The sequence below is a fragment of the Rhodoferax fermentans genome (assembly GCF_002017865.1).
Lineage (GTDB): Bacteria > Pseudomonadota > Gammaproteobacteria > Burkholderiales > Burkholderiaceae_C > Rhodoferax > Rhodoferax fermentans.
Genome location: NZ_MTJN01000002.1, coordinates 4,224,823 through 4,249,971, shown reverse-complemented (window position 1 = coordinate 4,249,971; position 25,149 = coordinate 4,224,823). Strand labels below are relative to the sequence as shown.

Sequence of the window (25,149 nt, the reverse complement as noted above, 5' to 3'; positions counted from 1 at the left end):
TTATACATCAGGGCTAGAGCCTGTTTTTCCTTCCAATTCAAGCCACTTTCCTTTCCAACCACCCCGACACCATGAACGCACTTCTTTCCGTCTCCGACAAAACCGGCATCGTCGAATTTGCCCAGGCCTTGCACGCGCTGGGCATCAAGCTGATCTCCACCGGCGGCACCGCCAAGCTGCTGGCCGACAGCGGTTTGCCGGTGACCGAGGTGGCGGGTGTCACCGGTTTCCCCGAGATGCTCGATGGCCGTGTTAAAACCCTGCACCCCAAGGTGCACGGTGGCCTGCTGGCGCGCCGCGATCTGCCCGAACACATGGCCGCGCTCAAGGCCTACGCCATCGACACCATCGACCTGGCGGTGATCAACCTCTACCCGTTTGAAGCCACCGTGGCAAAACCCGGTTGTACGCTTGAAGACGCGATCGAGAACATCGACATCGGCGGCCCCGCCATGGTGCGCAGCGCTGCCAAAAACTGGAAAGACGTGGGCATCCTGACCGACGCATCCCAATACCCGCAGGTGCTGGCCGAACTCCAAGCCGACGGCAAGCTGACCCTGGCCACCAAGTTTGCGCTGAGTGTGGCGGCCTTCAACCGTGTCGCCCAGTACGACGCCGCCATCAGCAACTACCTGTCCGCCATCAGCTTTGATGAAGCGGTGAGTGCCCCGGTGCCCGCGCTGTTCCCGGCGCAAGCCAACAGCAACTTCATCAAGCTGCAAGACCTGCGTTACGGCGAAAACCCGCACCAGAGCGCCGCCTTCTACCGCGATCTGTACCCGGCGCCCGGCTCGCTGGTGACTGCGGTGCAGCTGCAAGGCAAGGAACTCAGCTACAACAACATCGCCGATGCCGACGCCGCCTGGGAATGTGTCAAGAGTTTTGACGCGACCAAAGACGGCGCCGCTTGTGTCATCGTCAAACACGCCAACCCCTGCGGTGTGGCTGTGGGTGTGGACGCGCTGCAGGCCTACAGCAAGGCCTTCCAGACCGACCCGACCTCCGCGTTTGGCGGCATCATTGCCATCAACTGCACGCTGGACGAGGCTGCTGCGCTACAGATGTCGAAGCAGTTCATCGAGGTGCTGATGGCCCCGGACTTCACGCCCGAGGCACTTGCGGTGTTCAAGACCAAGGTCAATGTGCGTATCCTCAAGATCGCGCTGCCACCGGGTGGCGCCAGCGACTGGGCCAATGGCCGAAACGCCGTGGACATCAAACGCGTCGGCTCCGGCCTGCTGATGCAGACCGCTGACAACCATGAACTCACGCTGGCCGACTTGAAAGTGGTCACCAAAGTGCAACCCACCGCCGAGCAGTTACAAGACCTGCTGTTTGCCTGGAAGATCGGCAAGTTCGTCAAGAGCAACGCCATCGTCTTCTGCAAAGGCGGCATGACCATGGGTGTGGGCGCTGGCCAGATGAGCCGCCTGGACTCGGCCCGCATCGCCAGCATCAAGGCGCAGGCGGCTGGTTTGAGCCTGGTCGGCACTGCAGTCGCCAGCGACGCCTTCTTCCCGTTCCGCGATGGCCTGGACGTGGTGGTGGACGCAGGCGCCACCTGCGTCATCCAGCCCGGTGGCTCCATGCGCGACCAGGAAGTGATCGACGCCGCCAACGAACGTGGTGTGGCCATGGTGTTTTCCGGCGTGCGGCATTTCAGGCATTAAATGCTCCCCGCACCTGCCCATGGGATTGCTGGAACCCTGTGGCTGCGCACACTGCTGATCGGGGGCCTGTTGGCCAGTTGCCCGGTGTTGGGTTGGTCGTGGGGTAAGCTGGGCCACGCCACCGTGGCAGAGATCGCCGCGACCCAACTGACGCCAGCGGCCACGGTGCAGGTGAGCAGCTTGTTAAAAAACGATCTTGATCGTGACCAGCAGCCTTCGGGTCGAACCACGCTGGCCCAGATTGCCTCTTGGCCCGACGAAATCCGGGAAATTGCGCCTGCGGGCACCTACCAAGGCTGGCACACACGGGCCAATCCGGTGTGCTCCGAGGCACTGGGCGCCTGCAAGGACGGGTATTGTGTGGACCAACTCATCATCCACTATGCCCAGATTTTGCAAGACCCGAGTCAAACACCCCGAGCGCGCAACGAAGCCCTGAAATGGGTGGTGCACCTAGTGGGTGACCTGCATATGCCGATGCATTCGGGTGTGCATGGCAAGAACATTGCGGTCAGCCTCGAAGGTCAATCGCCTCGACCTGACGCCGCCTTGCACTGGGCCTGGGACAACACGCTGGCCAAGCTCGCACTTCAGAGCGGTCCGTTGGTGCTGACTCCTTTGCCAGATTTCAGCGCTGCACCAGCGGCAGACGCACCCACGCAGTGGATGCGCGAAACACGTTTGCTGTCCCGCCAATTTGTCTTTGATCCCTTGGCGGGGTTCAGTTGTGGCGTTGACTTACAGGGACCGGTGGTGCTCGATCTGGCCTACCAGCAACAGGCAGCCCCCGTCATTCGTAAGCAAATCGCCAAGGCTGGTCTGCGATTGGCGCAACTTCTTAACGCGGTTTTGCATTGACCTGAGGTGTAGGCAACATGCGAGGGCGAATTCTGCTGCTGGTGTGGTCGGTGCTGCTGGCGCCATGGAGTGCATGGGCTTGTACCTTGTGGGCGGTGGCAGGGACTCAGGCGGGTGGTGGCACGCTGATTTCCAAAAACCGGGATTGGGTGCCCGATCACTGGCAGTACCTCAAAAAAGTGAGTCCCAAAACCGGGCTGAAGTTCTTGGGCTTGTACGCTGAGGGAAACAATGCCCCAGGGCTGAAGGCGGGCGTGAATGAACGCGGCTTGAGCATTGTTTCGGCATCCAGCAATATCCCGCGTTCGGTGCGCGAGGCCCAGCCGGACAAACATGGCATCATGGTTCAAGTCTTGAGCGGCTACAGCACTGTGCGGGCGGTTTTGGATGATGCGGCGCTCCTGTTTTCAAAATCGCGGGCCAATTTTTTCATGCTTTCTGACCGACGCATGGTGGTACAGGTGGAGGTTGGGCTGGATGGCACATTCAGCGTCAAGAGCCGTGACAGTGGTTCACTGGCGCACACCAATCACTACCTTGACCCTGCGCTGGCGGCGCTTTACAACCAGAAAATCGGCACCAGCAGCGCCACACGGCTGAATCGCATCCAGACCTTGTTGGGGCAACAGACAGAGCTCTACACGCTGGATCAATTCTCGGCTTTCAGCCATGACCAACATGACGGAGCCAACAACAGCTTGTGGCGTAGTGGGCGTGAACACACGATGGCTTCTTGGATTGTGGCCGTCCCGGCCCAAGGGGCGCCGCGTCTGCGTGTGTTGCTGGCAAATCCTGGCCAGCAGCCGAGCACACATGAACTGCTGCTTGATGACGCCTTCTGGCAAGCCACTGCAAAAACAGGCTACTGATTAAGCCTTGGCCGCCTGCCTGTGCCAGGTCATGCGGGTGAGACGAGCATGTGGCGCTTGTTTTGCAAGCACCACATGTATCGGCTTTACAGTGACTTAAAGATATCGTGCGCGGCAGCAACGCTGGCGGCGATGTCCTCATCGGTGTGCGCGGCGCTCACAAACCCGGCTTCGTACAGGGCTGGCGCGATGTAGACACCGCGGTCCAGCAAGCCGTGGAACAGCTGGTTGAACTTGGCGCCATCGGTGGTCATGACTTCCTTGTAGGTGCTGGGCAGGGTGTCCAGCAGGAAAAAGCCCATCATGCCGCCCTGGCTGTCACCGCTGAAGGCCACACCTTCTGCTGCCGCTGCACTTTTCAGGCCGCTGATCAGAGACTGGGTCTTGCGGCCCAGTTCGTCATAAAAGCCTGGTTTGCTGATCTCTTTGAGCGTGGCCAGACCGCAGGCGGTGGCAATCGGGTTGCCCGACAGGGTGCCGGCCTGGTAGACACCACCGAGCGGCGCCAGGTGCTCCATCACCGCCCGTTTGGCACCAAAAGCCGCCAGCGGCATGCCGCCACCAATCACCTTGCCCATCACCGTGATGTCGGGCTCGAAACCGGGGATGGCTTTGGCGTAGACACTTTGTGCACCACCGAGTGCCACACGGAAACCGGTCATCACCTCGTCCAGGATCAGCAGTGCGCCGTTGGCGGTGCAGAGCTCGCGGCAGCGTTTCATGAAGGGCACGCTGGCGCGCACAAAGTTCATGTTGCCGGCAATCGGTTCGATGATGATGCAGGCGATTTCTTGGCCATGCTCGGCAAACGCGGCTTCGATCTGCTCGACGTTGTTGTATTCGAGCACCATGGTGTGTTGCACCACCTCAGGCGGCACACCAGCGCTGGTGGGGTTGCCAAAGGTGGCCAGACCCGAGCCGGCCTTGACCAGCAGCGCGTCGGCGTGGCCGTGGTAACAGCCCTCGAACTTGAGGATGGTTTTGCGGCCGGTGGCACCGCGCGCCAGGCGTATCGCGCTCATGCCGGCTTCGGTGCCGGAGCTGACCAGGCGCACCATGTCCATGCTGGGCATGATCTTGAGGATTTCTTCGGCCAGTTCCACCTCGCGTTCGGTGGGGGCGCCGTAGGAAAAGCCTTCCAGCACCGCTTTTTGCACCGCCTCCACCACCGCCGGGTGGCCGTGGCCCAGGATCATCGGGCCCCAGGAGCCGATGTAGTCGATGTACTTCTGGCCGTTGGCGTCCCAGATGTAGGCGCCCTGTGCGCGGCTGATGAAGCGGGGTGTGCCGCCTACCGCGCGGAACGCCCGCACAGGTGAGTTGACGCCGCCGGGGATGACGTGTTTGGCGCGTTCGAACAAGGTCTGGTTGAGGTCGGTGTGAGTGGTCATGAAAAGTGCGCTTCTTGAAAAGATCGGGTAAAAAAGCGGGGCAAGGGGTTCACTGCCAATCGCAGATAGTGCCCACTAAGTCACGCTTCTTGAATTGTCTCTCTCCACACAGTCAGAAGGCTGACATAGCTCAGGGATAAAAGCATCTAGCTGCAAATTTCTTGAGGCAGAATAGCGAGCCAGTGGCTTGCCGCGCAGGGCGGCGGACAGGTTTTCCTCCGATCTTTGCAAAGGTGCCTAACCCGTGACTTCGTCAACAACCTGGATGTGTTTGATCTGCGGCTGGATTTATGATGAAACCGTGGGTGACCCTGACAGCGGTGTGCCTGCGGGTACACCCTGGGACAAGGTGCCCTTGAACTGGGCCTGCCCTGAATGTGGCGCCCGCAAGGACGATTTTGAGATGGTGCGGATCTGACACCTCGTTGGATACCGTTTTCCAACATCAACTCTGGAGATGCATCGGGTGAACACAACCGGTTCCAACTTGAAAATTCTGGTGGTGGATGACAGCAACACCATCCGGCGCAGTGCAGAGATTTTCCTCAAAGCGGGCCAGCATGATGTGATGCTCGCTGAAGACGGGTTTGATGCCTTGTCCAAGGTCAGTGACTATCAGCCCGATCTGGTGTTTTGCGACATCCTGATGCCCCGCCTGGACGGCTACCAGACCTGTGCCATCATCAAGCGCAACACCAAGTTTGCCAGTGTGCCGGTGATCATGCTCTCATCCAAGGACGGTGTGTTTGACAAGGCGCGTGGCCGCATGGTGGGTGCACAAGACTACCTGACCAAGCCATTTACCAAAGACCAATTGCTCAAAGCTGTGGCGCAATATGCTGCCACCCTAGAAGGGGATCCCGCGTGACTATTCGTGAAGTATTGATTGTTGATGACTCCAAAACCGAGTTGATGTTTCTAAGCACCCTGTTGCAGGACAACGGCCTGTCGGTGCGTACCGCCGAGAGTGGTGACGAAGCCTTGCAACGCCTGGCCGATGCCAAGCCTGACCTGATCCTGATGGATGTGGTCATGCCCGGGCAAAACGGCTTCCAGCTGACGCGCTCGATCCACCGAACACCTGAGTACGCCGAGATTCCGATCATCATCTGTACCAGCAAAAACCAGGAAACCGACCGGGTCTGGGGGCTGCGTCAGGGCGCCAGTGACTACATCACCAAACCTGTCAACGCCCAGGAACTGATGGACAAAATCAAGGCGCTGGGCGGACCCTCCAAACGTCAATGAGCAACAAACAAGCCCTCAGGGACCTGCAAACCCGGCTGGCTGACAGACTCCAGTCAGCGCAGGGACAGTCGGTGTCTGTGGCCTGGCTGGCGGTGCGCTTGGGTGAGGCGCACTACCTGTTGCCGCTGTCGCAAGCGGGCGAGATTTTCCCCTTGCCCAGCATCACCCAGGTGCCTTATACCCAGGCCTGGTTTTGTGGTGTGGCCAACCTGCGTGGGGGGCTGTATGCTGTGGTGGACCTGCTGGCGCTGATGGGTGACGCAGCGGTACGCAGTGAGCAGGCCTGGGCCCAGGTCCGGCTGGTCACCCTGAATGCCGAGTCGGGGCTCAACTGTGCCCTGGTGCTGGACGGTTTGATGGGGCTGCGCCGCCAGGAGGCTTTCACAGGTGTTGAGCCCGCGCCGGACGGTTCTCCTGCCTGGTTTGGCCATCGTTTGATAGATACACATGGCCAGGTGTGGCAGGAAATTGACCTCTACGCCTTGTCCCAGACCACTGCTTTTTTAAGCATTGGTGCTTGATTTTTTTACCGGGTTGACCTTATGGCTGTTGTTGATCGCTTCAAAGACCTCTTCAAAAAGAAACCCCAGGACGCTGACCTGGACTCGGGGCTGAGTCTGGGTATGCCCGATGGGTCGACTTACCAGGCGCCGCCGGAGCTGGTGTCCAACGAACCGCTGCCGCTGCCTCAGGGCAATGACCAGCCGACGACGGGGCAGGAAGAAGAGCCGGTGGCCGCTGACCTGATCAACTTGGCACCGCTGGGCAAAAAAACGGTGGCGCAACACCAGCGCACCCTGTCCATCCTGATGGGGCTGGCCTTGGTGTTGCTGGTGGGGGCGGTGTTGTTTGGTTTGAGCGGTAGTGATCAGGTGGCGCGCCAAGTGGCGGCGACCACCCAGGCCCAGCTGGAGTCTCAGCGCCTCGTCCGCTTGATGTCGCAAGCGCTGCTGGGTGAGGCCAAGGTGTTTCCCGAGGTGGCACAGAGTGCCCAGGTGCTGACGCGCGCGGTGCGTGGCCTGGCCCAGGGTGATTCGGAACTACGGGTGGATCAGCTCGGGGAGGTTCATCAGGCCAGCTTGGCCATCATCAGCCCGGCGGTGGAGCGCACCGACAAAAACATCGCCACCTTGTTGGCGCAGCAAAAGTCCTTGATCCAGGTCGGCTCCGCCTTGAATGTGATTGCGCGTCAGCCCTCCGAGTTGCTGGACAAAACCCAGGATATGCCGACCCTGATGGTGCAGCAAAACGCATCTGCAGTGAATATTGCCGTGGCGCGTCAATTGCTGGTTTTGGCGCAGAACATTGGCAAAGCGGCCAGTGATCTGACGCTGGCGCAAGGTGTCGGTCCTGAGGCGGTGGTTCTGTTTGGTCGGGATCTGGCTTTGTACCTTGAGATCGCGCGCGGCCTGCTGGATGGCAGCTCAGAGCTGAATCTGTCTGCGGCCACCGACACGGCCGCACGGGAACGGTTGGCGGCGTTGATCAAGTTGTCCGAGAACATTCTTGCGCAGGCGGTGGTACTACGTGATAACCAGCAGGGGTTGGTGGCGGCCCATGCCGTGCAGCCAAACGTCCTCGCTGACGCTGAGGTATTGCGCAAGGAACTGGGTACTTTGCAAGCGGCGCTGTCGTCAGAGGGCGGTTTGAGTCGTGTGGCCTTGGGGGTGCTGGTGGTGGCGGCGCTGCTGGCTTTGCTCAGTGCGGTTGGTTTGTCACGGGTGCAGCTGCTTGACAGCCGCCAGCGTCAGGCCAGTGCAGAACGTTTGCGCCTGGAAGCGCAGCAGCAGGAGCAGGACGCCAAACGGGTCAACGATGCCAACCAGGCGGCCATTCTGCGGCTCATGAACGAGTTGCAGACGGTGGCTGAAGGCGACCTGACACAACAGGCCACAGTGACCGAAGACATCACCGGCGCCATCGCCGACTCGGTGAACTACACCGTCGAGGAGTTGCGCTCTCTGGTGGGTAATGTGCAAAACACCGCCACCAAGGTGGCCACCACCACCGCCGAAGTCGACATGGCCTCGACCGAGTTGTTGGCGGCCTCCCAAGAACAGTTGCATGAAATCCGAGAAACCGGCCAATCGGTGGTGGACATGGCCCAGCGCATCAACCAGGTGTCGGCGCAGGCACAGCAGTCAGCTGATGTGGCGCGCCAGTCCTTGAAGGCCGCGGCCGAAGGTCTGCAGGCGGTGCAGAACACGATTGGCGGTATGAATGCCATCCGTGACCAGATTCAGGAAACCTCCAAACGCATCAAGCGCCTGGGTGAGTCCTCGCAGGAGATTGGCGAAATCACCGAGCTGATTTCCGACATCACCGAGCAGACCAATGTGCTGGCGCTCAATGCCGCGATCCAGGCCGCCTCGGCCGGTGAGGCCGGGCGGGGCTTTTCCGTGGTGGCTGAAGAAGTGCAGCGTCTGGCTGAGCGTTCAGCCGACGCCACGCGGCAGATTTCGGCCCTGGTCAAGGCGATCCAGACCGATACCCAGGACGCGGTTGGCGCCATGGAGCGCTCTACCCAGGGGGTGGTGGAGGGAGCCAAGCTGTCCGACAGCGCGGGTTCAGCCTTGTCCGAGATTGACCAAGTGTCACGTCGATTGGCTGAACTGATCGAGCAGATTTCGGGGGCCACGCAGCACGAGGCCAACATGGCCAACGAGGTGGCCGGCAACATCCAGCACATTTTTGCGGTGACCGAGCAGACCGGGGAAGGTACCCGGGCCACGGCGGCGCAGGTGCGCGAGTTGTCCAAGGTGGCTGAGGAGTTGCGGCAATCGGTGGCGCGTTTCCGAATTGTCTGACCGGCTTCACCCCCATTGATTGGATTGTCTGACCCATGCTAGCTGTTGCAACCCCTACCGACATCCGCCACCTTGAGCCCGATTTGGGGCCGCTGGCCTGGGTGCTCGACGAGTTGCGCAAATCCCTGGATGGCGCCACGCAGGCATTGCGCCGCTTTGTGCGTGATGCCGAACTGTCCCGGGGCTCTGACCTGGCCGCGCTGGACGCCAGCCACCTGCGTATTGCGCGCCAGCAGTTGCATCAGGCGGTGGGTGCACTGGAGATGGTGGGGCTGGAAGCACCCGCCACCATGTTGCGCGCGATGGAAGCGCTGGTGCAGAAATTTGTTCAACGCCCCGAGTTCTGCAGCGACGACGCGGCGCAGCGGGTCGAGCGCGCCAGTTTTGCGCTGACCGACTATCTGGAAGGGGTGCTCAAGGGCAAACCGCTGTCCTCGGTGGCCTTGTTTCCGCAATACCGCGAGGTGTTGGCCTTAACCGGTGACGAACGCATCCATCCTGCAGACCTGTGGGCACATGACTGGCACTGGGTGGATGTGCCGGTGCCCGCCGCTGTTGTGCCGCTGGCTTACGACGCGGTGGCGCGCTCGCGCATTGACGGCCTGATTCTCAACGTGGTGAAGGCCGCGCATGTGCCTTCGGCACTGGCCATGCGCGACATCAGTCTGGGTTTTGCGGCAGCACAAAAACAGCTCAACTCCCGTACCTGGTGGATGGTATGTGCTGCTTATTTTGAAGCAGTCGGGTACCAGCTGTGTGCCAGCGATGTGTATGAAAAACGTGCGGCAACCCATGTGCTGCTGCAATACCGCACGCTGGCGCGGGGTGAGCCCGAAATTTCCGAGCGGCTGGCCCGTGACCTGTTGTTCTTTTGTGCCCAGGCGGCACCGCTGAGCGCTGGGCAGACACCGGCTTTGCAAGCGGTGCATTTGGCCTGGGGCTTTGCCGCACCGGTCCGGGTGGACTACGAGACCCCCCAGTTTGGTCTGTTTGATCCGGTGGTGCTGGCGCAGGCGCGTAAACGCGTGGCCGCTGCGGCAGAAACCTGGTCATCCCTGAGTGGCGGCGATGTCAGCCGGATCAAGACGGCGGCCGACCAGTTTGCCTTGGTGGCCGATTCTGTGGTGAAGTTACACCCCGACAACCGTGAACTGGCCGCCGCTTTGCTGCGTGCGCTTGACAGTGTCACCCGATCCGGTGCCGCGCCCGATGTGTCGCTGGCGATGGAAGTAGCTACCTCCGTGTTGTACCTGGAGTCGGCGTATGAGGAGCTGGACCCGGACAGTGCCCAAACGGTGGCACGCGGCAACCGTCTGGCCCAGCGTCTGGACCATGTCAACACGGGTGGCCAACCCGAGCCGATGGACAGCTGGATGGAAGAGTTGTACCGGCGGGTCAGTGACCGCCAGGTCATGGGCAGTGTGGTCGATGAGTTACGCAGCACCTTGGGTGAGGTGGAGTCTGCGCTGGACACATTTTTCCGCCAGCCTGCGGACACCTTGCCGCTGCACCAGGTGCCGGGGCGGCTGGCGCAGATGCGCGGCGTGTTCTCGGTGCTGGGGCTGGACCAGGCCGCGCTGGCGTCCTTGCGCATGCGCGACAGTGTGGAGCGCTTTCTGATCAGTGGCGAGACCAGCCCCCAGGATCACACGGCAGATTTCGACAAACTTGGCAACAGCCTCGGGGCACTGGGTTTCCTGGTTGACATGCTCAGTTACCAGCGCGAGCTGGCCAAGAAGCTGTTTGTCTACGATGAGGTCAGCGGTGAGTTCCGCTCGGTCATGGGGCGCCAGACGCAGGCTGCGGACGAGCCTTCTGCGCCGCTGTTGGTGCCGACGCCAGCTGCGTTGCCTGCCAGCCCTGCGCCAACCCCACCAGAGCCGACACCGGCAGCGCCGGTTGTGGCGCCCTTGGAAGATCTGGCGGCCAAAGCGGCTGCACCCATGGTGGACGATGTGGATGATGACGCTGAGTTGCGCGACATCTTCCTCGAAGAGGCCCAGGAGGTGATCGAAACCGGGCTGGGCGCGGTGCTGGCTTTGCACAACGACCCGGCCGCGATGGACCAGCAGACCAGCTTGCGGCGTGCTTTCCACACCCTCAAGGGCAGTGCCCGCATGGTAGGCCTGACCGAGTTTGGAGAAGCGGCCTGGGCCATGGAGCAGTTGCTCAATGCCTGGTTGCCACAGCAGTTGCCTGCCAGCCCGGAACTGGTGCACCTGGCCCACCAGGCTTTGCAAGGGTTTGGCCAATGGATCAACGACATCGCGGGCCACAACGACCCTGCCTGGAGTGCCGCGCCGTTTCGCAGCGCGGCCGATAGCCTGCGCGTCGACGGTATCGCGACCGAGTTGTTGCTGCATGGCAGTGCGGTGCAGGCACCGGTGCCCGCGCCGGATGCGGCGCCTCACGAATTGGCTGAGCCCGATGTCCTGGACTATCTGTTGCCGCCCGTGGTCACGCCCATGGAGCCCCCTGTTGTGGATGAGGAGCCGGTGGCCGCAGAGGAGCTGACGGACGCTGCCACCCCGGCGAAGCAGGATTTCAGCGAAACACAGCTGGTGGACTTCAGCGAAACCCTGCTGAGCAACTTTGCAGACTTTTCCGAAGATCAGCCGGAGGTGCCGGAGGACCCGCTGGCATCGCTCGGGGTGCCTCTGGACGATGTGTTGGCACCCGCCGAGTCGGCACCGGACAGCGAAGATCCGATCACCTTGATGTTGCCCGACACCCACGCAGAGCCAGCCGTCGCAGAGGCAGAGGCAGAGGCAGAGGCAGACGTGGTGTTGCCAGACCCTGTTGATCAGGGCATGCTGCCACCGGAGCCGGCTGAAGAACAAGTCAAGGTGATTGGTACTTTGCGGATTGGCATCCCGCTCTACAACGTGTACCTCAACGAGGCCGACGAATGGTCACGCCGTCTGTTGACCGAGCTGACCGAGTGGTCGATGGAGCTGGCGCAGCCGGTGCCCGATTCGGCCATTGGCCTGGCGCACTCGCTCGCAGGCAGCTCGGCCACCGTGGGTTTCCTGGCCCTGTCGGAACTGGCGCGGGCGCTGGAACATGCGCTGGAACACACCCACCTGGGTGATCGTGGTCAGCCTGAACACGCGCAGCTGTTTGTCGACGCGGCCGAGGACATCCGGCGCCTGCTGCACCAGTTTGCGGCGGGTTTCCTCAAACAACCGGACCCAGAGGTCCTGGCTGCCCTGAAGTCGGTGCTCGACAGCGACCTGTCTCAACCGGTTTCGCCACTGTCCTGGCTCGACGAGGAGCCGCCCGAACTGGATCTGGATTTTGACGACGTGTTGGCGCCATCTGACGCTGACCTGCTAGCCCAGCCGCCAGAGCAGGCACCGGTCTCCGAGATCGACCTGGGTGATATCGACTTTGAGGTGGCCGAGCCTGAGCCCTCTCTGCCCTCTCTGCCCTCTCTGCCCGAGCTGCCCGAGCTGCCCGAGCTGCCCGAGCTGCCTGTGGCCGCTTCCGATGGGGTCAGCGAGGTGCTGGATACGCTGGATGTGGACCTGTTCTCGGTGTTTGAAGAAGAGGCCCTGGAACTGTTGCCACAACTCAGTGGTGCGCTGCGGCAGTGGAGTTTGCGCCCCGACAACCTCGGTGCCCGCCAGGAGGTCTTGCGCGTTTTGCACACCCTCAAGGGCAGTGCCCGGCTCGCCGGGGCGATGGGCCTGGGCGAGATGGCACACCGCATGGAGTCGGCGGTTGAACTGATCGATGCCGAGACCGCACACACCAGCCAGGTGACACCCTTACTGGCGCAACTCGATGCCATCACCCAGCGTTTTGAGGCCTTGCGCGCCACACCATTGTCCGAGCTGGTGTTGCCGGAGCTGGCGCCCACCATGGCGGTTGAACAGGGGTCGGCGCTGGATGATGAGTCCGACCCGTCGGCTGCGCCTGCTGTCCGTGATCTGTCGCCCTCGCTGGCGGGCCTGACGCCCTTGACCGCGCCGCCACTGCGCCGCGCCTCCAACCAGACCATCCGGGTCAAGGCCCAGCTGATCGACCACATGGTGGACCAGGCCGGTGAGGTGATGATCTCGCGCTCTCGGCTGGAGTCGCGCCTGGGCCAGTTGCATGGCTCGCTGGGGGAACTGACCAGCAACTTGTCGCGCCTGCGTGGGCAGTTGCGCGACCTGGAGCTGCAGTCCGAGTCACAGATGCAGTCGCGCATGGCGCTGGCCAAGGACTCCGAGCAGGGTTTTGATCCGCTCGAATTCGACCGCTTCACCCGGGTGCAGGAGCTCACCCGCATGATGGCCGAGTCGGTGCACGACGTGGCCACTTTGCAGCGCACGCTGCAGCAAACGGTGGCCGGTGTTGAAGACGACTTGGCCGCGCAGGGTCGGCAGACGCGTGATTTGCAGCGTGATCTGCTGCGCACCCGCATGGTCGAGTTCGACAGTGTGGCCGAGCGCCTGCACGGTGTGGTGCGCCAGGCGTCCAAGGACGTTGGCAAAGCCGCCCGACTGGAGATCGAAGGGGGCTCTCTCGAACTGGACCGTGGTGTGCTGGAGCGCGCCGTACCGGCGTTCGAACACATTCTGCGCAACGCGGTGGGTCATGGCATCGAGCCCACGGCTGCCCGTCTGGCCGCTGGCAAACCCGAAGTCGGAGTCATCACCCTCACGGTGGAGCAGCAAAGCAACGACGTGGCAGTAAGTTTTGCCGATGACGGTGTGGGCCTGGACCTGGTGCGTATCCGTGACAAAGCGCTGGCCCAGGGACTGATCGACGCCGATCAGGTGTTGACCGAGGCCCAGGTGGCCCATTTGGTCTTCAGCTCAGGCCTGTCTACCGCACCCGAGCTCAGCGAGATGGCCGGGCGCGGGATTGGCCTGGACGTGGTGCGCAACGAGGTCAATGCCCTCGGGGGGCGGGTGGAGCTCAGTACCGAGGCCGGTCAGGGCAGCCGTTTCAAGCTGGTGCTGCCCTTGACCACGGCGGTCAACCAGGTGGTGCTGCTGCGTTTTGGCGAACTGGTGATGGGCGTGCCCGCCAACCAGATCGAGCTGGTGCGCCGGGTGCCGCAGGCGGTGCTGCAGGCGGCCTATCAATCGGGGCGCTTTGATTACAACGGTCAGGGATTGGCCTTTTACTGGGCCGGGGCCTTGTTGCAAACCTCTGCCGCCAGTACCGAGCCTTCCGCCAAAACGGCGCCGGTGGCGGTCTTTCGCAGCGCGGGCCAGTTGGTCGCCCTGCATGTGGACGAGGTGCTGGGCAACCAGGAAGTGGTGGTCAAGAACCTCGGGCCACAGTTGTCACGCCTGCCGGGTCTGGTGGGCATGTCGGCACTGGCCTCTGGCGCGGTGGTGCTGATCTACAACCCGGTGGCGCTGGCGGGGGCTTATGGTGAACAGGCGCAGGCTTACACCGCAGCCCATGCGGGTGCTGCTTCAGCTGCTGCCGAGACACAGGGTGTCACGCCGTCTGACCAGGTCTCACCGGCCAGCCAGGTGCCGCTGGTGTTGGTGGTGGATGACTCGATCACTGTGCGGCGTGTCACGCAGCGACTTTTGAAGCGCGAAGGTTACCGGGTGGCCCTGGCCGCCGATGGTCTGCAGGCGTTGGAGCAGCTGCAGCTGGAGAAACCGGTGGTGGTGCTGGCCGACATCGAGATGCCGCGTATGGACGGTTTTGACCTGGTGCGCAACATCCGCGCGGATGACCGGCTCAAAGACCTGCCGGTGATCATGATCACCTCACGCATCGCCGAAAAACACCGCGACTACGCGCGTGCGCTCGGGGTCGATCACTACCTCGGCAAACCCTATCCAGAAGACGAGCTGCTGGCGCTGGTGCGTGGCTATTGTGACGCCGGTTTGCAAGTCAAATAGGCCTCTAGCCCTTATGAAGTAAGGGCTAATAGCTATCAAAATTATTGACAACCCAGCGCTGCTTCACCCCAGGCGGGTGACTCAAGCGCTTGGGGCTTTTTTCACCACCGCATATCGGAGCAGGGTTTGGGCCCGCGCCGCGTCGTGTTGCACCAGTGGTTGCGGGTAGTTGCCACCCAGGCTGAGGCCTGCGGCCTGCAACTCCAGCGGTTTGGCGAGCCAGGGGGCATGGATGGCTTTGTTCGATAAGGCCGCCAGTTGCGGCAGGTAGCGCCGGATGAACTTGCCCTCGGGGTCAAATTTTTCACTCTGGCTGATGGGGTTGAAGATGCGAAAGTAGGGTTGCGCATCACAGCCGCTGGAGGCCACCCACTGCCAGCCGCCGTTGTTGGCGCTTAAATCAAAGTCATTGAGGTGTTTGGCAAAGTAGGCTTCACCCCAGCGCCAGTCAAGCCCTAAGTCTTTCACCAGGAAGCTGCCCACCACCATGCGCAGGCGGTTGTGCATGTAGCCGGTCTGATTGAGCTGTGCCATGGCCGCGTCCACCAGCGGGTAGCCGGTGCGACCGGCACACCAGGCGGCGAACAGGGCCTCGGCCTCGGGGCCAGTCTCCCAAGAAATCGCGTCATATTCGGGTTTGAAGGCTTGGGTGGCCACATGGGGGAAATTGGCCAGGATGGCCACATAAAAGTCGCGCCAGACCAGTTCGCTGAGCCACACCGCAGCGCCCGCGCTGCCCGCCAGCTGGCGTTGCCAGGCAATAGTCACCAGGCGGCGCAGTGACACCGTGCCAAAACGCAGGTGCACACTCAGGTAACTCGGCCCCTTGATGGCCGGGAAATCGCGGGTGCGGTCATATCGGTCCATGCGCTCGAAGAAGTCCTCAAACAGGCGTGCGCCGCCGGACATGCCGGTTGGGATCTTGAGCTGCCCCAGGTTGCTGGGCTCAAAACCGATGTCGGCCAGAGTCGGAACCGGTGTCTGAAACTCGGGTGGTCGTGGCGCCAAGCGGTTTCCCAGCGTGTTGACATTGTGGTCCACCAGGTGTTCGGGGGCCAGACGCGAGAGCCAGTTGTTCTTGTACGGGGTGAACACGCCGTAGACGCCGCCGCTTTGCGTCAGGATCTCGCGGCGCTCAAAAATCACATGGTCCTTGCAGGTAAGCAACGCGATGCCATCAGCTTGCAGTGCGTTGGCGACAACCGTGTCGCGTTCGATGGCTTGTGGTTCGTAGTCATTCCCGGCGAACACGGCCTGGACCTGGAGCTGGCGCGCTAGTCGGGGAATCTCATCACTGGCCACTGCGTGGCACACGATCAGGCCAGCATCTGGACGTTTGCTCAAAAGCCGTAGCGCCTCATCCAGTTCCACCAAGGATTCGCGGATGAATTCCACGCGCCGGTCAACCCGTGGCAGGGGCTCCAGAATGGCCTGGTCAAAAACAAACACGCAGTGCAACTGGCGGCAGCGGGTCAAGGCTGCATGCAGTGTGGCGTTGTCGCTGCTGCGCAAATCGCGCCGGAACCACATCAATCCGGTCTCGTATTCGTGGCTTGTGTTCATCGCTAAAATCGTTTGATGTCCTCTGATTCTGCCTCCACCAACCTGACGAATCACTTTCTGATCGCCATGCCTGGGCTGGAGGACCCGCTGTTTGCGCGCAGTGTCGTCTATTTGTGTGAACACAGCGAACGCGGTGCTTTGGGGCTGGTGATCAACAAACCCTGCGACATCTCGCTCAAGGGCCTGTTTGACAAGGTCGAGCTGCCGCTGATGCGCCCCGACCTCAGTGACGACCCGGTGTTTTTGGGCGGCCCGGTGCAGACCGAGCGTGGTTTTGTGCTGCACGAGGCGATTTTCAAAGACGCGGACAAACCCGCCGACCCGGTCTATTCCTCCACCATGATCATTCCCGGCGGTCTGGAGATGACCACTTCGCGTGATGTGCTGGAGGCCATTTCCTCGGGCTCTGGCCCACGCAAGGTGATGGTGTCGCTGGGCTACTCGGCCTGGGGCGAGGGGCAGCTCGAATCTGAACTGATCGACAACAGCTGGCTCACCGTGGAAGCCGATGTGCGGGTGATTTTTGACACCCCGATTGACCAGCGTTACGAACAAGCCCTGCAACTGCTGGGCCTGCAAGCCTGGATGCTGACGCCCGATGCTGGCCATGCCTGACACATTCACACTATTTGGTAAAAAATGGCTCTAGCCCAGACAGATCAAGCCCCAGTAGCTACCGCCTTTGTAGCGCCTGGCTTGATGACCTTTCTGGCGCTGGACTTTGGTGTCAAACGAACAGGTTTTGCCGTGGGCAACCGCTTGATGCGCACCGCCCAGCCACAAGGCACGATCACCGCCGAAGGTGATGCGCGTTTTGTCAAGATTGCCGCCCAACTCAAAACCTGGCAGCCCGACGCGCTGGTGGTCGGTGTGCCATTTCACCCGGACGGCGCCGCGCATGAAAACACAGCGAAAGCAAGACGTTTTGCCCGGCAATTACACGGCCGCTTCAAGCTGCCGGTGTTTGAGGTGGACGAGCGTTACACCACCACCGAGGCGCGTTCTGATGGCGCCCGTGATGCCGACGCCGCAGCCGCCTGCATCATCCTGGAACAGTTTTTAAGGAATCTCCCCCCATGAGCATGCTCGAACTCGATGCCGAAGCCCTCTACGGCGACTTGCTGGCCAGTGTCAAAACCGTTTTTAAACCCGGCATGCGCCTGATGGGCATCACCTCGGGCGGTGCCTGGCTCGCGCAGCGCCTGCAGCAAGACCTGGGCTTGAATGAGCCGATTGGTGTGATCTCCTCGGCCATGCACCGAGACGACTACGCCAGCCGGGGCATGACCACCGCGGCCCAGACCAAGATCCCGTTTGATGTGAATGGCGCCCACATCCTGCTGCTCGACGACGTGTTGTTCACCGGGCGCACCATCCGCGCCGTGGTCAACGAGTTGTTCGACTTTGGCCGTCCGGCCAGCATCAAACTGGCGGTGCTGGTGGACCGGGGTGGGCGCGAGCTGCCGATTTCGCCCGACATTTACGCCGCGCGTATCCACCTGGCGGCCAACCAGTCGCTGAGCCTGGCGCGCGACGATTCAGGCCGTTTCAGTTTCAACGTGAAGGTCCGCTGACCATGCTGTACAAAAACAACCCACAACTCAACAAACACGGCGAGCTGATCCACCTGCTGTCCACCGAGGGACTGCCCAAAAGTGTGCTGACCCATGTGCTCGATACCGCCACCAATTTCGTCTCGGTGGGTGACCGCGAGGTGAAAAAGGTGCCGCTGTTGCGTGGCAAAAGTGTCTTCAACCTGTTCTTTGAGAACTCTACCCGCACCCGCACCACCTTCGAGATTGCCGCCAAACGCCTGAGCGCCGACGTGATCAACCTCGACATTGCCAAGTCGTCTGCCTCCAAGGGCGAGTCGCTGCTCGACACCATCGCGAATCTTTCCGCGATGGCCGCCGATATTTTTGTGGTGCGCCACAGCGAGTCCGGTGCGCCGTATCTGATCGCCCAGCATGTGGCGCCGCATGTGCATGTGGTCAACGCTGGCGACGGCCGCCACGCGCACCCAACCCAGGGTCTGCTGGACATGTACACCATCCGGCACTACAAAAAAGACTTTTCCAACCTGACTGTGGCCATTGTGGGTGACGTGTTGCATTCACGGGTGGCGCGCTCCGACATCCATGCACTCACCACCCTGGGCTGCGCCGAGGTGCGCGTGGTCGGCCCCAAAACCCTGGTGCCCAGCGACATGGCACAAATGGGTGTGCGCGTCTGCCACACGCTTGAAGAAGGCATCAAGGGCTGCGACGTGATCATCATGCTGCGCCTGCAAAACGAGCGCATGAGTGGTGCACTGCTGCCGTCCAGCCAGGAGTTTTTCAAGAGTTTTGGCCTGACGCCCGAGAAGTTACAACTGGCCAAGAGTGATGCCATCGTGATGCACCCCGGCCCGATCAACCGTGGCGTCGAGATCGACTCGGCGGTGGTCGATGGCGCACACAGTGTGATTCTGCCGCAGGTCACCTTTGGTATTGCGGTGCGTATGGCGGTCATGAGCATCGTGGCCGGCAACGAGCCCTGAACCGCATTTTTTGATTAAAAAGACTGATATGAACACACCCAAAACTGTGCTGATCCGTGGCGGGCGGGTTATTGATCCGGCTCGAGCATTTGATGAAAAAGCCGATGTAGCCCTTGCCGGTAATGCGGTGGTAGCTATTGGAAATGTAGCGTCCGATTTCCAGCCCGAACTGACCATCGACGCCACTGGCTGCCTGGTGTTGCCCGGCCTGGTGGACTTGGCGGTGCGCCTGCGTGAGCCCGGTTACGAGCATGCCCGCATGTTGGAGTCGGAGATGTCGGCGGCGGTGGCCGGTGGCATCACCAGCCTGGTCTGTCAGCCCGACACCGACCCGGTGCTTGACGAGTCCGGCTTGGTCGAGATGCTGCGTTTTCGCGCTGAAAAGTTGCAACAGGCCCGCGTTTACCCGCTGGGCGCTCTGACGCGCAACCTGCAGGGCACGGTGCTGACCGAGATGGTCGAACTGACCGACGCCGGATGTGTGGCCTTCAGCCAGGCCGAGGTGGCGCTCTCCAACACCCAGGTGCTGCAGCGCGCTTTTCAGTACGCCAGCACCTTTGGCTACGCGGTCTGGCTGCGTCCGCAGGACGGTTTCTTGGGGCAGGGTGTGGCCGCCAGCGGCCCACTCGCCACGCGCATGGGCCTCAGTGGTGTGCCGGTGATGGCCGAAACCATTGCGATGCACACGATTTTTGAGCTGATGCGTGCCACCGGCGCACGCGTACATCTGTGCCGCATCAGCAGCGCGGCTGGCGTGGAGCTGGTGCGCGAGGCCAAGGCACAGGGCTTGGCCTTGACCTGTGATGTGAGCATCAACTCGCTGCACCTGACCGACACCGACATGGGTTACTTTGACAGCCGCGCCCGCCTGACCCCGCCGCTGCGCCAGCAGCGTGACCGCGACGCGCTGCGTGCCGGTCTGCTCGACGGCACGATTGACGCGCTGGTGTCCGACCACACGCCAGTGGATGATGACGCCAAGATGCTGCCGTTTGCCGAGAGTGAACCGGGCGCCACCGGGCTGGAGCTGCTGCTGAGCCTGGCTTACAAGTGGCACCTGGACAGCGGCGCAGCTTTGCAACGTGCACTCTCGGTGGTGACGGATAGCCCTGCCGCCTTGCTCGGCAAGGCGCTGGGTTCACGCCAAGGCCGCACCGGCCATCTGACCGTGGGTGGGCTGGGTGATGTGTGTGTGTTTGACCCCCAAGCCGCCTGGACGGTGAAGGCCGATGCGCTGGTGAGCCAGGGCAAACACACGCCGTTCTCAGGCTACGAGCTGCCCGGGCGGGTGCGTTGCACGCTGGTGGGTGGGAGCGTTGTGTATCAAAATGGTCTGTAGCCCTTATTAAATAAGGGCTGGTAGCTATCTAAGAAATAGCGTTAACGGGTTAGCGCCAAAAACAGCTTGGGCAGTTGTTCGGGCAGTCGGCTGATGTTGTCCACCACGGTGTAGTGCTGGCCAAAGATGTCACGCACATAGGCGTCGGCACCCGCGTCCAGGCTGATGCAGTAGCTAAATATCCCTTGGTGGTCCAGCTCGCGCACCGCCACTTTGGCGTCCTCGATCAGCAGACGTTCGTCTTTCACATCAATGTCCGACGGTTGCCCGTCGGTCAGCACCAGCAGCAGTTTTTTGTCAGCCGTCTGGCTGGCCAAAGTGTGGGCCGCATGGCGCAGCGCCGCGCCCATGCGGGTGCTGTAACCCGCTTGCATCGCCGCCAGCCGCGCCTTGACCGTGTCGCTCCAGTGTTCTCCAAACCCCTTGAGGTGAAAGTAACGCACATCGTGGCGTGTGTTGGAGTGAAACCCGGCAATCGCCAGAGGATCACCGAGCTGTTCAATCGCCCAGGCCAAGAGCGACACCGCTTCTTGGCTCAGTTGCAACACCGTCTGCTCGGAGCCACGCGCGGTCTCGTTGAGCGACTCCGACAAGTCCAGCAGCAGCGTGACTGCAATGCTGCGGCCATTGGTGGTGTGGCTCATGTTGATGCGGGTGTCGGGCTGGTTACCACTCTTTAAATCGATCAGCGAGCGGATCGCCACGTCCAGGTCCAGCTCGCTGCCGTCTTCCTGAAAACGCACGCGGACCTTGTCCTGCGGTTTCAACAGATCCAGCAGGCGTTTGAGGCGTTTGGCCAAGGCACTGTGTTTGGCCAGCAGGGTGTCGATGTCAGCTGGGTTGCCACTTGGGTGCAGGCGCTCGTAGAGGCTGACCCAGTCTGGCCGCACGGTCTGGCTGCTGTAGTCCCACTCGGGGTAGTGGCGTGGCGGCAGGCTGTGCAATTCCGTCTTGGGTGGTGTCTGGTCCGGGTTGCTAAATGTCTCTTCGTCGTCTGAGAGCTCGTGAAAGCGCCACAGGTGGCGGTTGTCGTCTCGGTAATCGACCTCGGTGTCCTCAAACCAGGTGTCGGGCAACTGGTCACTTTGCTGGCGGGTTTTGGCCAGGTAACTCAGGGCCAAACCCGCGATCTCGGTGGTGCTGGACTCGCCGTTGGCCAGCAGGGCGTGAAAACGATCCACCCACTCGGCCAGTTGCGGTGTCTCAAAACGTTTGGGCGGGTCCAAGAGCGCGCGTGACAGCATGACCAGCCGATGGCGCAGGCAGGAGTGGGTGGCCGGGTTGCAGGCGCCCGCTTGGGGTGTTGGGTGCAGGGCCGAGTAAATCCGCCGCAGGCCGGGGTAACGCCGCAGCGTGAGCAAGTCGATGCGTGCGTCTTCCAGACACTCGATGGCCAGGCGCTGCGCCGGGCTGAAGTTGTCGGCAAAAATCGGTGTGCTCCAGCGCCGGTGCGCCGCCATGTGGGCCAGTGCGGCACGGTAGCGGTCGATGCCTGTGACACCCGCGCGTTCGTCGTACACATCGGGCAGACGTATGCCGTAGGCGTCGAAGTAGGGCATTGGCTGGCGCTGTACATCAAAGGTGGTGGAGTAGGGCACCAGCACGTCCCCGTCCTGCCACAGCGCACGCAGGTACAGGTCGAGCACGCGAATGTGGTCCATCAGCAGGGTGCCGTGGCGCTCGCGCTGCAACACCGCGCGGCTGTCGGCGGAGCTCAGGCTGAAAAAATCGCGCTGCTGTTCGGGGTGGTGGCTGTAGTTGCGGATGCCGTAGTTGATCCAGTTGCCCAAGCCCTGCAGGCTCAGCACCTCCAGCAGCTGCGGCGCTTTCTCAAAAAACACGATCAGGCTCGGGCTCGGGTAAGTTTTGTGGATGCCGTGGATCGAGCCGCTGGTGCGCTCCAGCAGCAGCAAGCTCAGGTCCATGTAGTGCTGCAGCTGGCTTGCCGTGGGCAGGCGCCGTGCCACGGCGGCCAGGGTTTGCAAAAACGGCGCGATGGCCTTGCCGTTAGGGGACTTGTTGATGAGGCGCACCATCGCCATCACCGCGTCCAGGGCCTCTTCGCCCACGGTCTGGGCCACCGGTGGCCACTCCTGCAGAAAGATCAACACCGGCTCAACCCCCCGGCCCATCTTGCCCAGAAAACGCGCCTGGCCCAGATACTCGTCCAGCCCTGCCGAGCTGAGTTTGGCGGACGCCTCGGCCAGACAGGCTTCGAAGATGTCGTCGATCTGGGCAAAACCGCAGTCCAATTGCTTGCGCCAGGCCACCAGTTGCTCGGTTTGCAGGCCGGTGGGGCTGGGGGTGTCAGCCAGCGCACTCATGGGTTCAGGCAAAAATGGCGTCGATGGCGTGGTCCAGTGTGGCGCGGATGTCGGCATCGTCGGTGATCGGGCGCACCAGCGCCATGCGGCAGGCGTCCAGTGGGTTCACCTCGGCTTGGATCAGCGTGGCGGCATAGACCAGCAGGCGGGTGGAAATGCCTTCGTCCAGACCATGCCCTTTGAGTGCCCGCGCGGCAGCGCCCACTTTGACCAGCCGCACTGCATCGGCTTTGTTGACGCCTGTTTCGGTGGCGATGATGCTTGCTTCCAAATCTGCAGCCGGGTAATCAAAGTCAAAACCGACAAAACGCTGTTTGGTGCTTTGTTTGAGGTCTTTCATCAGGCTCTGGTAGCCTGGGTTGTAGGAGATCACCAGCTGAAAGTCCGGATGCGCCTGGATCAGCTCGCCTTTTTTGTCGAGTGGTAACTGGCGGCGGTGGTCGGTGAGCGGGTGGATCACCACGGTGGTGTCCTGCCGGGCTTCGACAATCTCGTCCAGGTAACAGATCGCACCAATGCGTGCCGCCGTGGCCAGCGGGCCGTCGAGCCAGCGCGTGCCGTTGGCCTCTAAAAGGTAACGACCCACCAAGTCGGAAGCGGTCATGTCCTCGTTGCAAGCCACGGTGATCAGTGGTTTGCCGAGTTTGAAAGCCATGTATTCGATGAAGCGCGACTTGCCACAACCGGTGGGGCCTTTGACCATGACTGGCAGGCGGGCGTTGTAAGCTGCTTCGTAGAGTGCAACTTCGTTGGCTTGCGGCTGGTAGAACGGCTCTTGGGTGACGCGGTATTGCTCTGCCAAGTTGGTCATGGTGCTTTCCTGTGGGGTCACGGTTGGGATAGGTGACATCGAAGAAGGGATGGTAGACCCGAAGTCCTGGTTGTCAGCATTCTTGGTCGAACCCTCAGCGCGCATTGGGTATCCGACTCCGCGGATGTCCCCCGGTTCGGGCTTTGCCCGAACCTCCTCCTTTATTTGGCAAAACCCCAAGTCCTCGCTGCGTCAGACACCCAACGCACGCTGCTTGGCGGTGTTGGTTTGCCTGCCGTGCTTGAACGCTGAAATCATTTTGGGTATGTTGTGATGGGGCGTCCTGCAAAGCGAAATAAAGGAGGAGAAAGTGGCTGTAGGCCACTTTCGGGGGACATTCGCGGCGCAGGGCACCCTGTCGCAACATGCCTTCCACAAACGTCGAATAAGGCAGCCTGTGCAACGGGCCAGTCCACCAAGGCCTCCGATAGCTTGAACCCGTGCTTACTTATGCACACCGAGCTTCTCGCGCCAACCCGGAAACAGCTTGTCGGCATCCCCTGGGAAGGACTCAAACGCGCGGGCGAATTCCTTGTGTTCCTTGGCAAACTCGATCGGGTCAGCACCCGCCTTCCAGCACTCATACGACTGACGCAGTGACACCGCACCAGCTGCGGGCGAGTCAATGTGGCCGTAGGAGCCGCCGCCAGCGGTGTTGATCACGTTGCCGTGGCCCAGGTTCTTGAAGAAGCCTGGCAGGCGCAGCGCGTTCATGCCACCCGAGATGATTGGGGTGGTGGGCTTCATGCCGTACCACTTCTGGAAGTAGACCGGGCCCTGGCACTCGTCGCGCTCGATCATGTAGGCAATGCCGCGGTCGTCGCCTTCACCTTCCATCTTGCCGTAGCCCATTGTGCCCACATGGATCCCGGATGCGCCTTGCAGGCGGCTCATCTTGGCGAGCACAAAAGCGGTGTAACCGCGCTTGGCGCTTGGGCTGGTGACCGCGCCGTGGCCCGCGCGGTGGTAATGCAGGTATTGGCTGGGGTACTGACGCCGGGCTGTGGTCACCATGCCGGGGCCACCCACGTAGCCGTCGACCAGGAAGGCCAGCTTGTCAGCATCCGGGCCAAAAACTTCCAGCGCAAAGTCGGCGCGAGCCAACATTTCGTAGTGGTCGTCGGCGGTGATGTTCATCGAGAACAGCTTGGCCTGGCCGGTTTCATCCTGAGCGCGTTTGAGCGAGTCATAGACCAGCGGCAGGGTTTTCTTGATCGGCGCAAACACCTGGTTGCCTTGCGGCTCGTCGTTCTTGATGAAGTCACCACCCAGCCAGAACTGGTAGGCCGCATCGGCAAACTGCTGCGGGCGCAGGCCCAGCTTGGGTTTGATGATGGTGCCGGCAATGTAGCCACCGTCCTTGATCGGGCGGCCCAGAATGCGCCACAGGTCAGAGATGTCCTTGGCCGGGCCGTCAAACATCTGGATGACGCGCTCGGGCATGTAAAAGTCGATCATCTTGGCGTGTTTGATGTCACCCATGCCCTGGTTGTTGCCAATCGCCAGGGTCAGGAAGGACACCAGCATGAAACGGCCATCGGTCACATTGCGGTCGAACAGGTCAATCGGGTACGCAATGCGCATGTCCTCGGTGGCCTCGTCGATGTAATACACCAGTGCGTCCACACTGCGCGTGAAATCGTCGGTCGTGCTCACCTCTACATTGGTGCCGGTGGAGGACTCGGCGGCAAAGTGCGCTGCTGCCTCCAGGTAACCGTAGCCCGTTTTGGGCGCCATCTTGTACGCCACCAGAATGTGTTTGCCCCCGGCGATGAGGTCCTCTTCCTTGAGGCTCAGGTCGGCATAACGGTTCGATTGATCCATGCAGTCTCTCCTTCGGGGTGATGATGTTGCGTTGTGAATGGGTGGACT

Annotated in this window: 19 protein-coding genes; 14 read left to right on the top strand and 5 right to left on the bottom strand. The window is 61.6% G+C overall.

The window, feature by feature from the left end; translation table 11 throughout:
• The first annotated feature begins 71 nt into the window (after window positions 1-71).
• From purH to RF819_RS19765, 3 genes are read left to right on the top strand one after another with little or no spacing between them, the layout of a single operon-like run.
• Complete coding sequence (gene purH, locus RF819_RS19775; RefSeq protein WP_078366537.1) at window positions 72-1,670, top strand: bifunctional phosphoribosylaminoimidazolecarboxamide formyltransferase/IMP cyclohydrolase; 1,599 nt, start codon at window positions 72-74, stop codon at window positions 1,668-1,670.
• On the top strand, window positions 1,671-2,528 hold the full coding sequence (locus RF819_RS19770) for a S1/P1 nuclease (RefSeq protein ID WP_078366536.1): 858 nt from the start codon (window positions 1,671-1,673) through the stop codon (window positions 2,526-2,528).
• Window positions 2,529-2,545: 17 nt separating this feature from the next.
• Window positions 2,546-3,397 carry a carcinine hydrolase/isopenicillin-N N-acyltransferase family protein gene (locus RF819_RS19765; protein ID WP_078366535.1) on the top strand — a complete coding sequence of 284 codons (852 nt, stop codon included), beginning with the start codon at window positions 2,546-2,548 and terminating at the stop codon, window positions 3,395-3,397.
• 86 nt (window positions 3,398-3,483) lie between these two features.
• On the opposite strand, the gene hemL is transcribed toward RF819_RS19765, so the two are convergent.
• Window positions 3,484-4,788 (bottom strand): glutamate-1-semialdehyde 2,1-aminomutase, encoded by a 1,305-nt coding sequence (hemL, locus tag RF819_RS19760; protein WP_078366534.1) that lies wholly within the window; start codon window positions 4,786-4,788, stop codon window positions 3,484-3,486.
• A 244-nt stretch (window positions 4,789-5,032) separates the two neighbouring features.
• Between hemL and RF819_RS19755 the strand changes: the two genes are divergently transcribed.
• Genes RF819_RS19755 through RF819_RS19730 form a run of 6 tightly spaced genes read left to right on the top strand, consistent with a single transcriptional unit; the run spans window position 5,033 to window position 14,701 of the window.
• On the top strand, window positions 5,033-5,206 hold the full coding sequence (locus RF819_RS19755) for a rubredoxin (RefSeq protein ID WP_143541778.1): 174 nt from the start codon (window positions 5,033-5,035) through the stop codon (window positions 5,204-5,206).
• Window positions 5,207-5,254: 48 nt separating this feature from the next.
• Complete coding sequence (locus RF819_RS19750) at window positions 5,255-5,656, top strand: response regulator (protein WP_078367085.1); 402 nt, start codon at window positions 5,255-5,257, stop codon at window positions 5,654-5,656.
• Window positions 5,653-6,036, top strand: a complete 384-nt coding sequence (locus RF819_RS19745; protein WP_078366532.1) for a response regulator — start codon at window positions 5,653-5,655, stop codon at window positions 6,034-6,036. The genes RF819_RS19750 and RF819_RS19745 overlap by 4 nt, the downstream gene beginning before the upstream one ends.
• Window positions 6,033-6,557 (top strand): chemotaxis protein CheW, encoded by a 525-nt coding sequence (locus RF819_RS19740; RefSeq protein WP_078366531.1) that lies wholly within the window; start codon window positions 6,033-6,035, stop codon window positions 6,555-6,557. Before RF819_RS19745 ends, RF819_RS19740 begins: the two co-directional genes overlap by 4 nt.
• Window positions 6,558-6,578: 21 nt before the next feature.
• A complete protein-coding gene (locus RF819_RS19735) occupies window positions 6,579-8,843 on the top strand; it encodes a methyl-accepting chemotaxis protein (RefSeq protein ID WP_078366530.1) in 2,265 nt (754 codons plus the stop codon).
• Between the two features lie 35 nt (window positions 8,844-8,878).
• Entirely contained in the window at window positions 8,879-14,701 is a 5,823-nt protein-coding gene (locus RF819_RS19730) for a hybrid sensor histidine kinase/response regulator (protein ID WP_078366529.1), read from the top strand.
• An 81-nt stretch (window positions 14,702-14,782) separates the two neighbouring features.
• Here the strand turns inward: RF819_RS19730 and RF819_RS19725 are convergent, their stop codons facing one another.
• Window positions 14,783-16,264 (bottom strand): cryptochrome/photolyase family protein, encoded by a 1,482-nt coding sequence (locus RF819_RS19725; protein ID WP_078366528.1) that lies wholly within the window; start codon window positions 16,262-16,264, stop codon window positions 14,783-14,785.
• 15 nt (window positions 16,265-16,279) lie between these two features.
• On the opposite strand from RF819_RS19725, the gene RF819_RS19720 reads away from it, so the two are divergent.
• From RF819_RS19720 to RF819_RS19700, 5 genes are read left to right on the top strand one after another with little or no spacing between them, the layout of a single operon-like run.
• Window positions 16,280-16,879, top strand: coding sequence for a YqgE/AlgH family protein (locus RF819_RS19720; RefSeq protein WP_078366527.1), 600 nt, complete (start codon window positions 16,280-16,282; stop codon window positions 16,877-16,879).
• 24 nt (window positions 16,880-16,903) lie between these two features.
• Window positions 16,904-17,344 carry a Holliday junction resolvase RuvX gene (gene ruvX / locus RF819_RS19715; RefSeq protein WP_078366526.1) on the top strand — a complete coding sequence of 147 codons (441 nt, stop codon included), beginning with the start codon at window positions 16,904-16,906 and terminating at the stop codon, window positions 17,342-17,344.
• Window positions 17,341-17,838 (top strand): bifunctional pyr operon transcriptional regulator/uracil phosphoribosyltransferase PyrR, encoded by a 498-nt coding sequence (pyrR, locus tag RF819_RS19710; protein WP_078366525.1) that lies wholly within the window; start codon window positions 17,341-17,343, stop codon window positions 17,836-17,838. Before ruvX ends, pyrR begins: the two co-directional genes overlap by 4 nt.
• A 2-nt stretch (window positions 17,839-17,840) precedes the next feature.
• Complete coding sequence (locus RF819_RS19705) at window positions 17,841-18,803, top strand: aspartate carbamoyltransferase catalytic subunit (protein WP_078366524.1); 963 nt, start codon at window positions 17,841-17,843, stop codon at window positions 18,801-18,803.
• A gap of 28 nt (window positions 18,804-18,831) precedes the next feature.
• Window positions 18,832-20,142 (top strand): dihydroorotase, encoded by a 1,311-nt coding sequence (locus RF819_RS19700; protein ID WP_078366523.1) that lies wholly within the window; start codon window positions 18,832-18,834, stop codon window positions 20,140-20,142.
• A 41-nt stretch (window positions 20,143-20,183) separates the two neighbouring features.
• On the opposite strand, the gene RF819_RS19695 is transcribed toward RF819_RS19700, so the two are convergent.
• The 3 genes from RF819_RS19695 to RF819_RS19685 all read right to left on the bottom strand — a co-directional run bounded on the left by RF819_RS19695 (window position 20,184) and on the right by RF819_RS19685 (window position 25,101).
• Window positions 20,184-22,466 carry a nitric oxide reductase activation protein NorD gene (locus RF819_RS19695; RefSeq protein ID WP_078366522.1) on the bottom strand — a complete coding sequence of 761 codons (2,283 nt, stop codon included), beginning with the start codon at window positions 22,464-22,466 and terminating at the stop codon, window positions 20,184-20,186.
• 4 nt (window positions 22,467-22,470) lie between these two features.
• A complete protein-coding gene (locus RF819_RS19690) occupies window positions 22,471-23,277 on the bottom strand; it encodes a CbbQ/NirQ/NorQ/GpvN family protein (protein WP_078367084.1) in 807 nt (268 codons plus the stop codon).
• A 444-nt stretch (window positions 23,278-23,721) separates the two neighbouring features.
• A complete protein-coding gene (locus tag RF819_RS19685) occupies window positions 23,722-25,101 on the bottom strand; it encodes a ribulose-bisphosphate carboxylase (RefSeq protein WP_078366521.1) in 1,380 nt (459 codons plus the stop codon).
• Window positions 25,102-25,149: the final 48 nt, after the last annotated feature.

Excerpts from the sequence above, each read along its gene's own strand:
- RF819_RS19690 (WP_078367084.1), bottom strand. The coding sequence starts at position 23,277 with ATGACCAACTTGGCAGAGCAATACCGCGTCACCCAAGAGCCGTTCTAC.
- RF819_RS19720 (WP_078366527.1), top strand. The coding sequence starts at position 16,280 with ATGTCCTCTGATTCTGCCTCCACCAACCTGACGAATCACTTTCTGATC.
- ruvX (WP_078366526.1), top strand. The coding sequence starts at position 16,904 with ATGGCTCTAGCCCAGACAGATCAAGCCCCAGTAGCTACCGCCTTTGTA.
- RF819_RS19730 (WP_078366529.1), top strand. The coding sequence starts at position 8,879 with ATGCTAGCTGTTGCAACCCCTACCGACATCCGCCACCTTGAGCCCGAT.
- RF819_RS19765 (WP_078366535.1), top strand. The coding sequence starts at position 2,546 with ATGCGAGGGCGAATTCTGCTGCTGGTGTGGTCGGTGCTGCTGGCGCCA.
- RF819_RS19770 (WP_078366536.1), top strand. The coding sequence starts at position 1,671 with ATGCTCCCCGCACCTGCCCATGGGATTGCTGGAACCCTGTGGCTGCGC.
- RF819_RS19705 (WP_078366524.1), top strand. The coding sequence starts at position 17,841 with ATGCTGTACAAAAACAACCCACAACTCAACAAACACGGCGAGCTGATC.
- RF819_RS19685 (WP_078366521.1), bottom strand. The coding sequence starts at position 25,101 with ATGGATCAATCGAACCGTTATGCCGACCTGAGCCTCAAGGAAGAGGAC.
- RF819_RS19725 (WP_078366528.1), bottom strand. The coding sequence starts at position 16,264 with ATGAACACAAGCCACGAATACGAGACCGGATTGATGTGGTTCCGGCGC.
- pyrR (WP_078366525.1), top strand. The coding sequence starts at position 17,341 with ATGAGCATGCTCGAACTCGATGCCGAAGCCCTCTACGGCGACTTGCTG.
- purH (WP_078366537.1), top strand. The coding sequence starts at position 72 with ATGAACGCACTTCTTTCCGTCTCCGACAAAACCGGCATCGTCGAATTT.
- RF819_RS19695 (WP_078366522.1), bottom strand. The coding sequence starts at position 22,466 with ATGAGTGCGCTGGCTGACACCCCCAGCCCCACCGGCCTGCAAACCGAG.
- RF819_RS19735 (WP_078366530.1), top strand. The coding sequence starts at position 6,579 with ATGGCTGTTGTTGATCGCTTCAAAGACCTCTTCAAAAAGAAACCCCAG.
- RF819_RS19700 (WP_078366523.1), top strand. The coding sequence starts at position 18,832 with ATGAACACACCCAAAACTGTGCTGATCCGTGGCGGGCGGGTTATTGAT.
- hemL (WP_078366534.1), bottom strand. The coding sequence starts at position 4,788 with ATGACCACTCACACCGACCTCAACCAGACCTTGTTCGAACGCGCCAAA.
- RF819_RS19740 (WP_078366531.1), top strand. The coding sequence starts at position 6,033 with ATGAGCAACAAACAAGCCCTCAGGGACCTGCAAACCCGGCTGGCTGAC.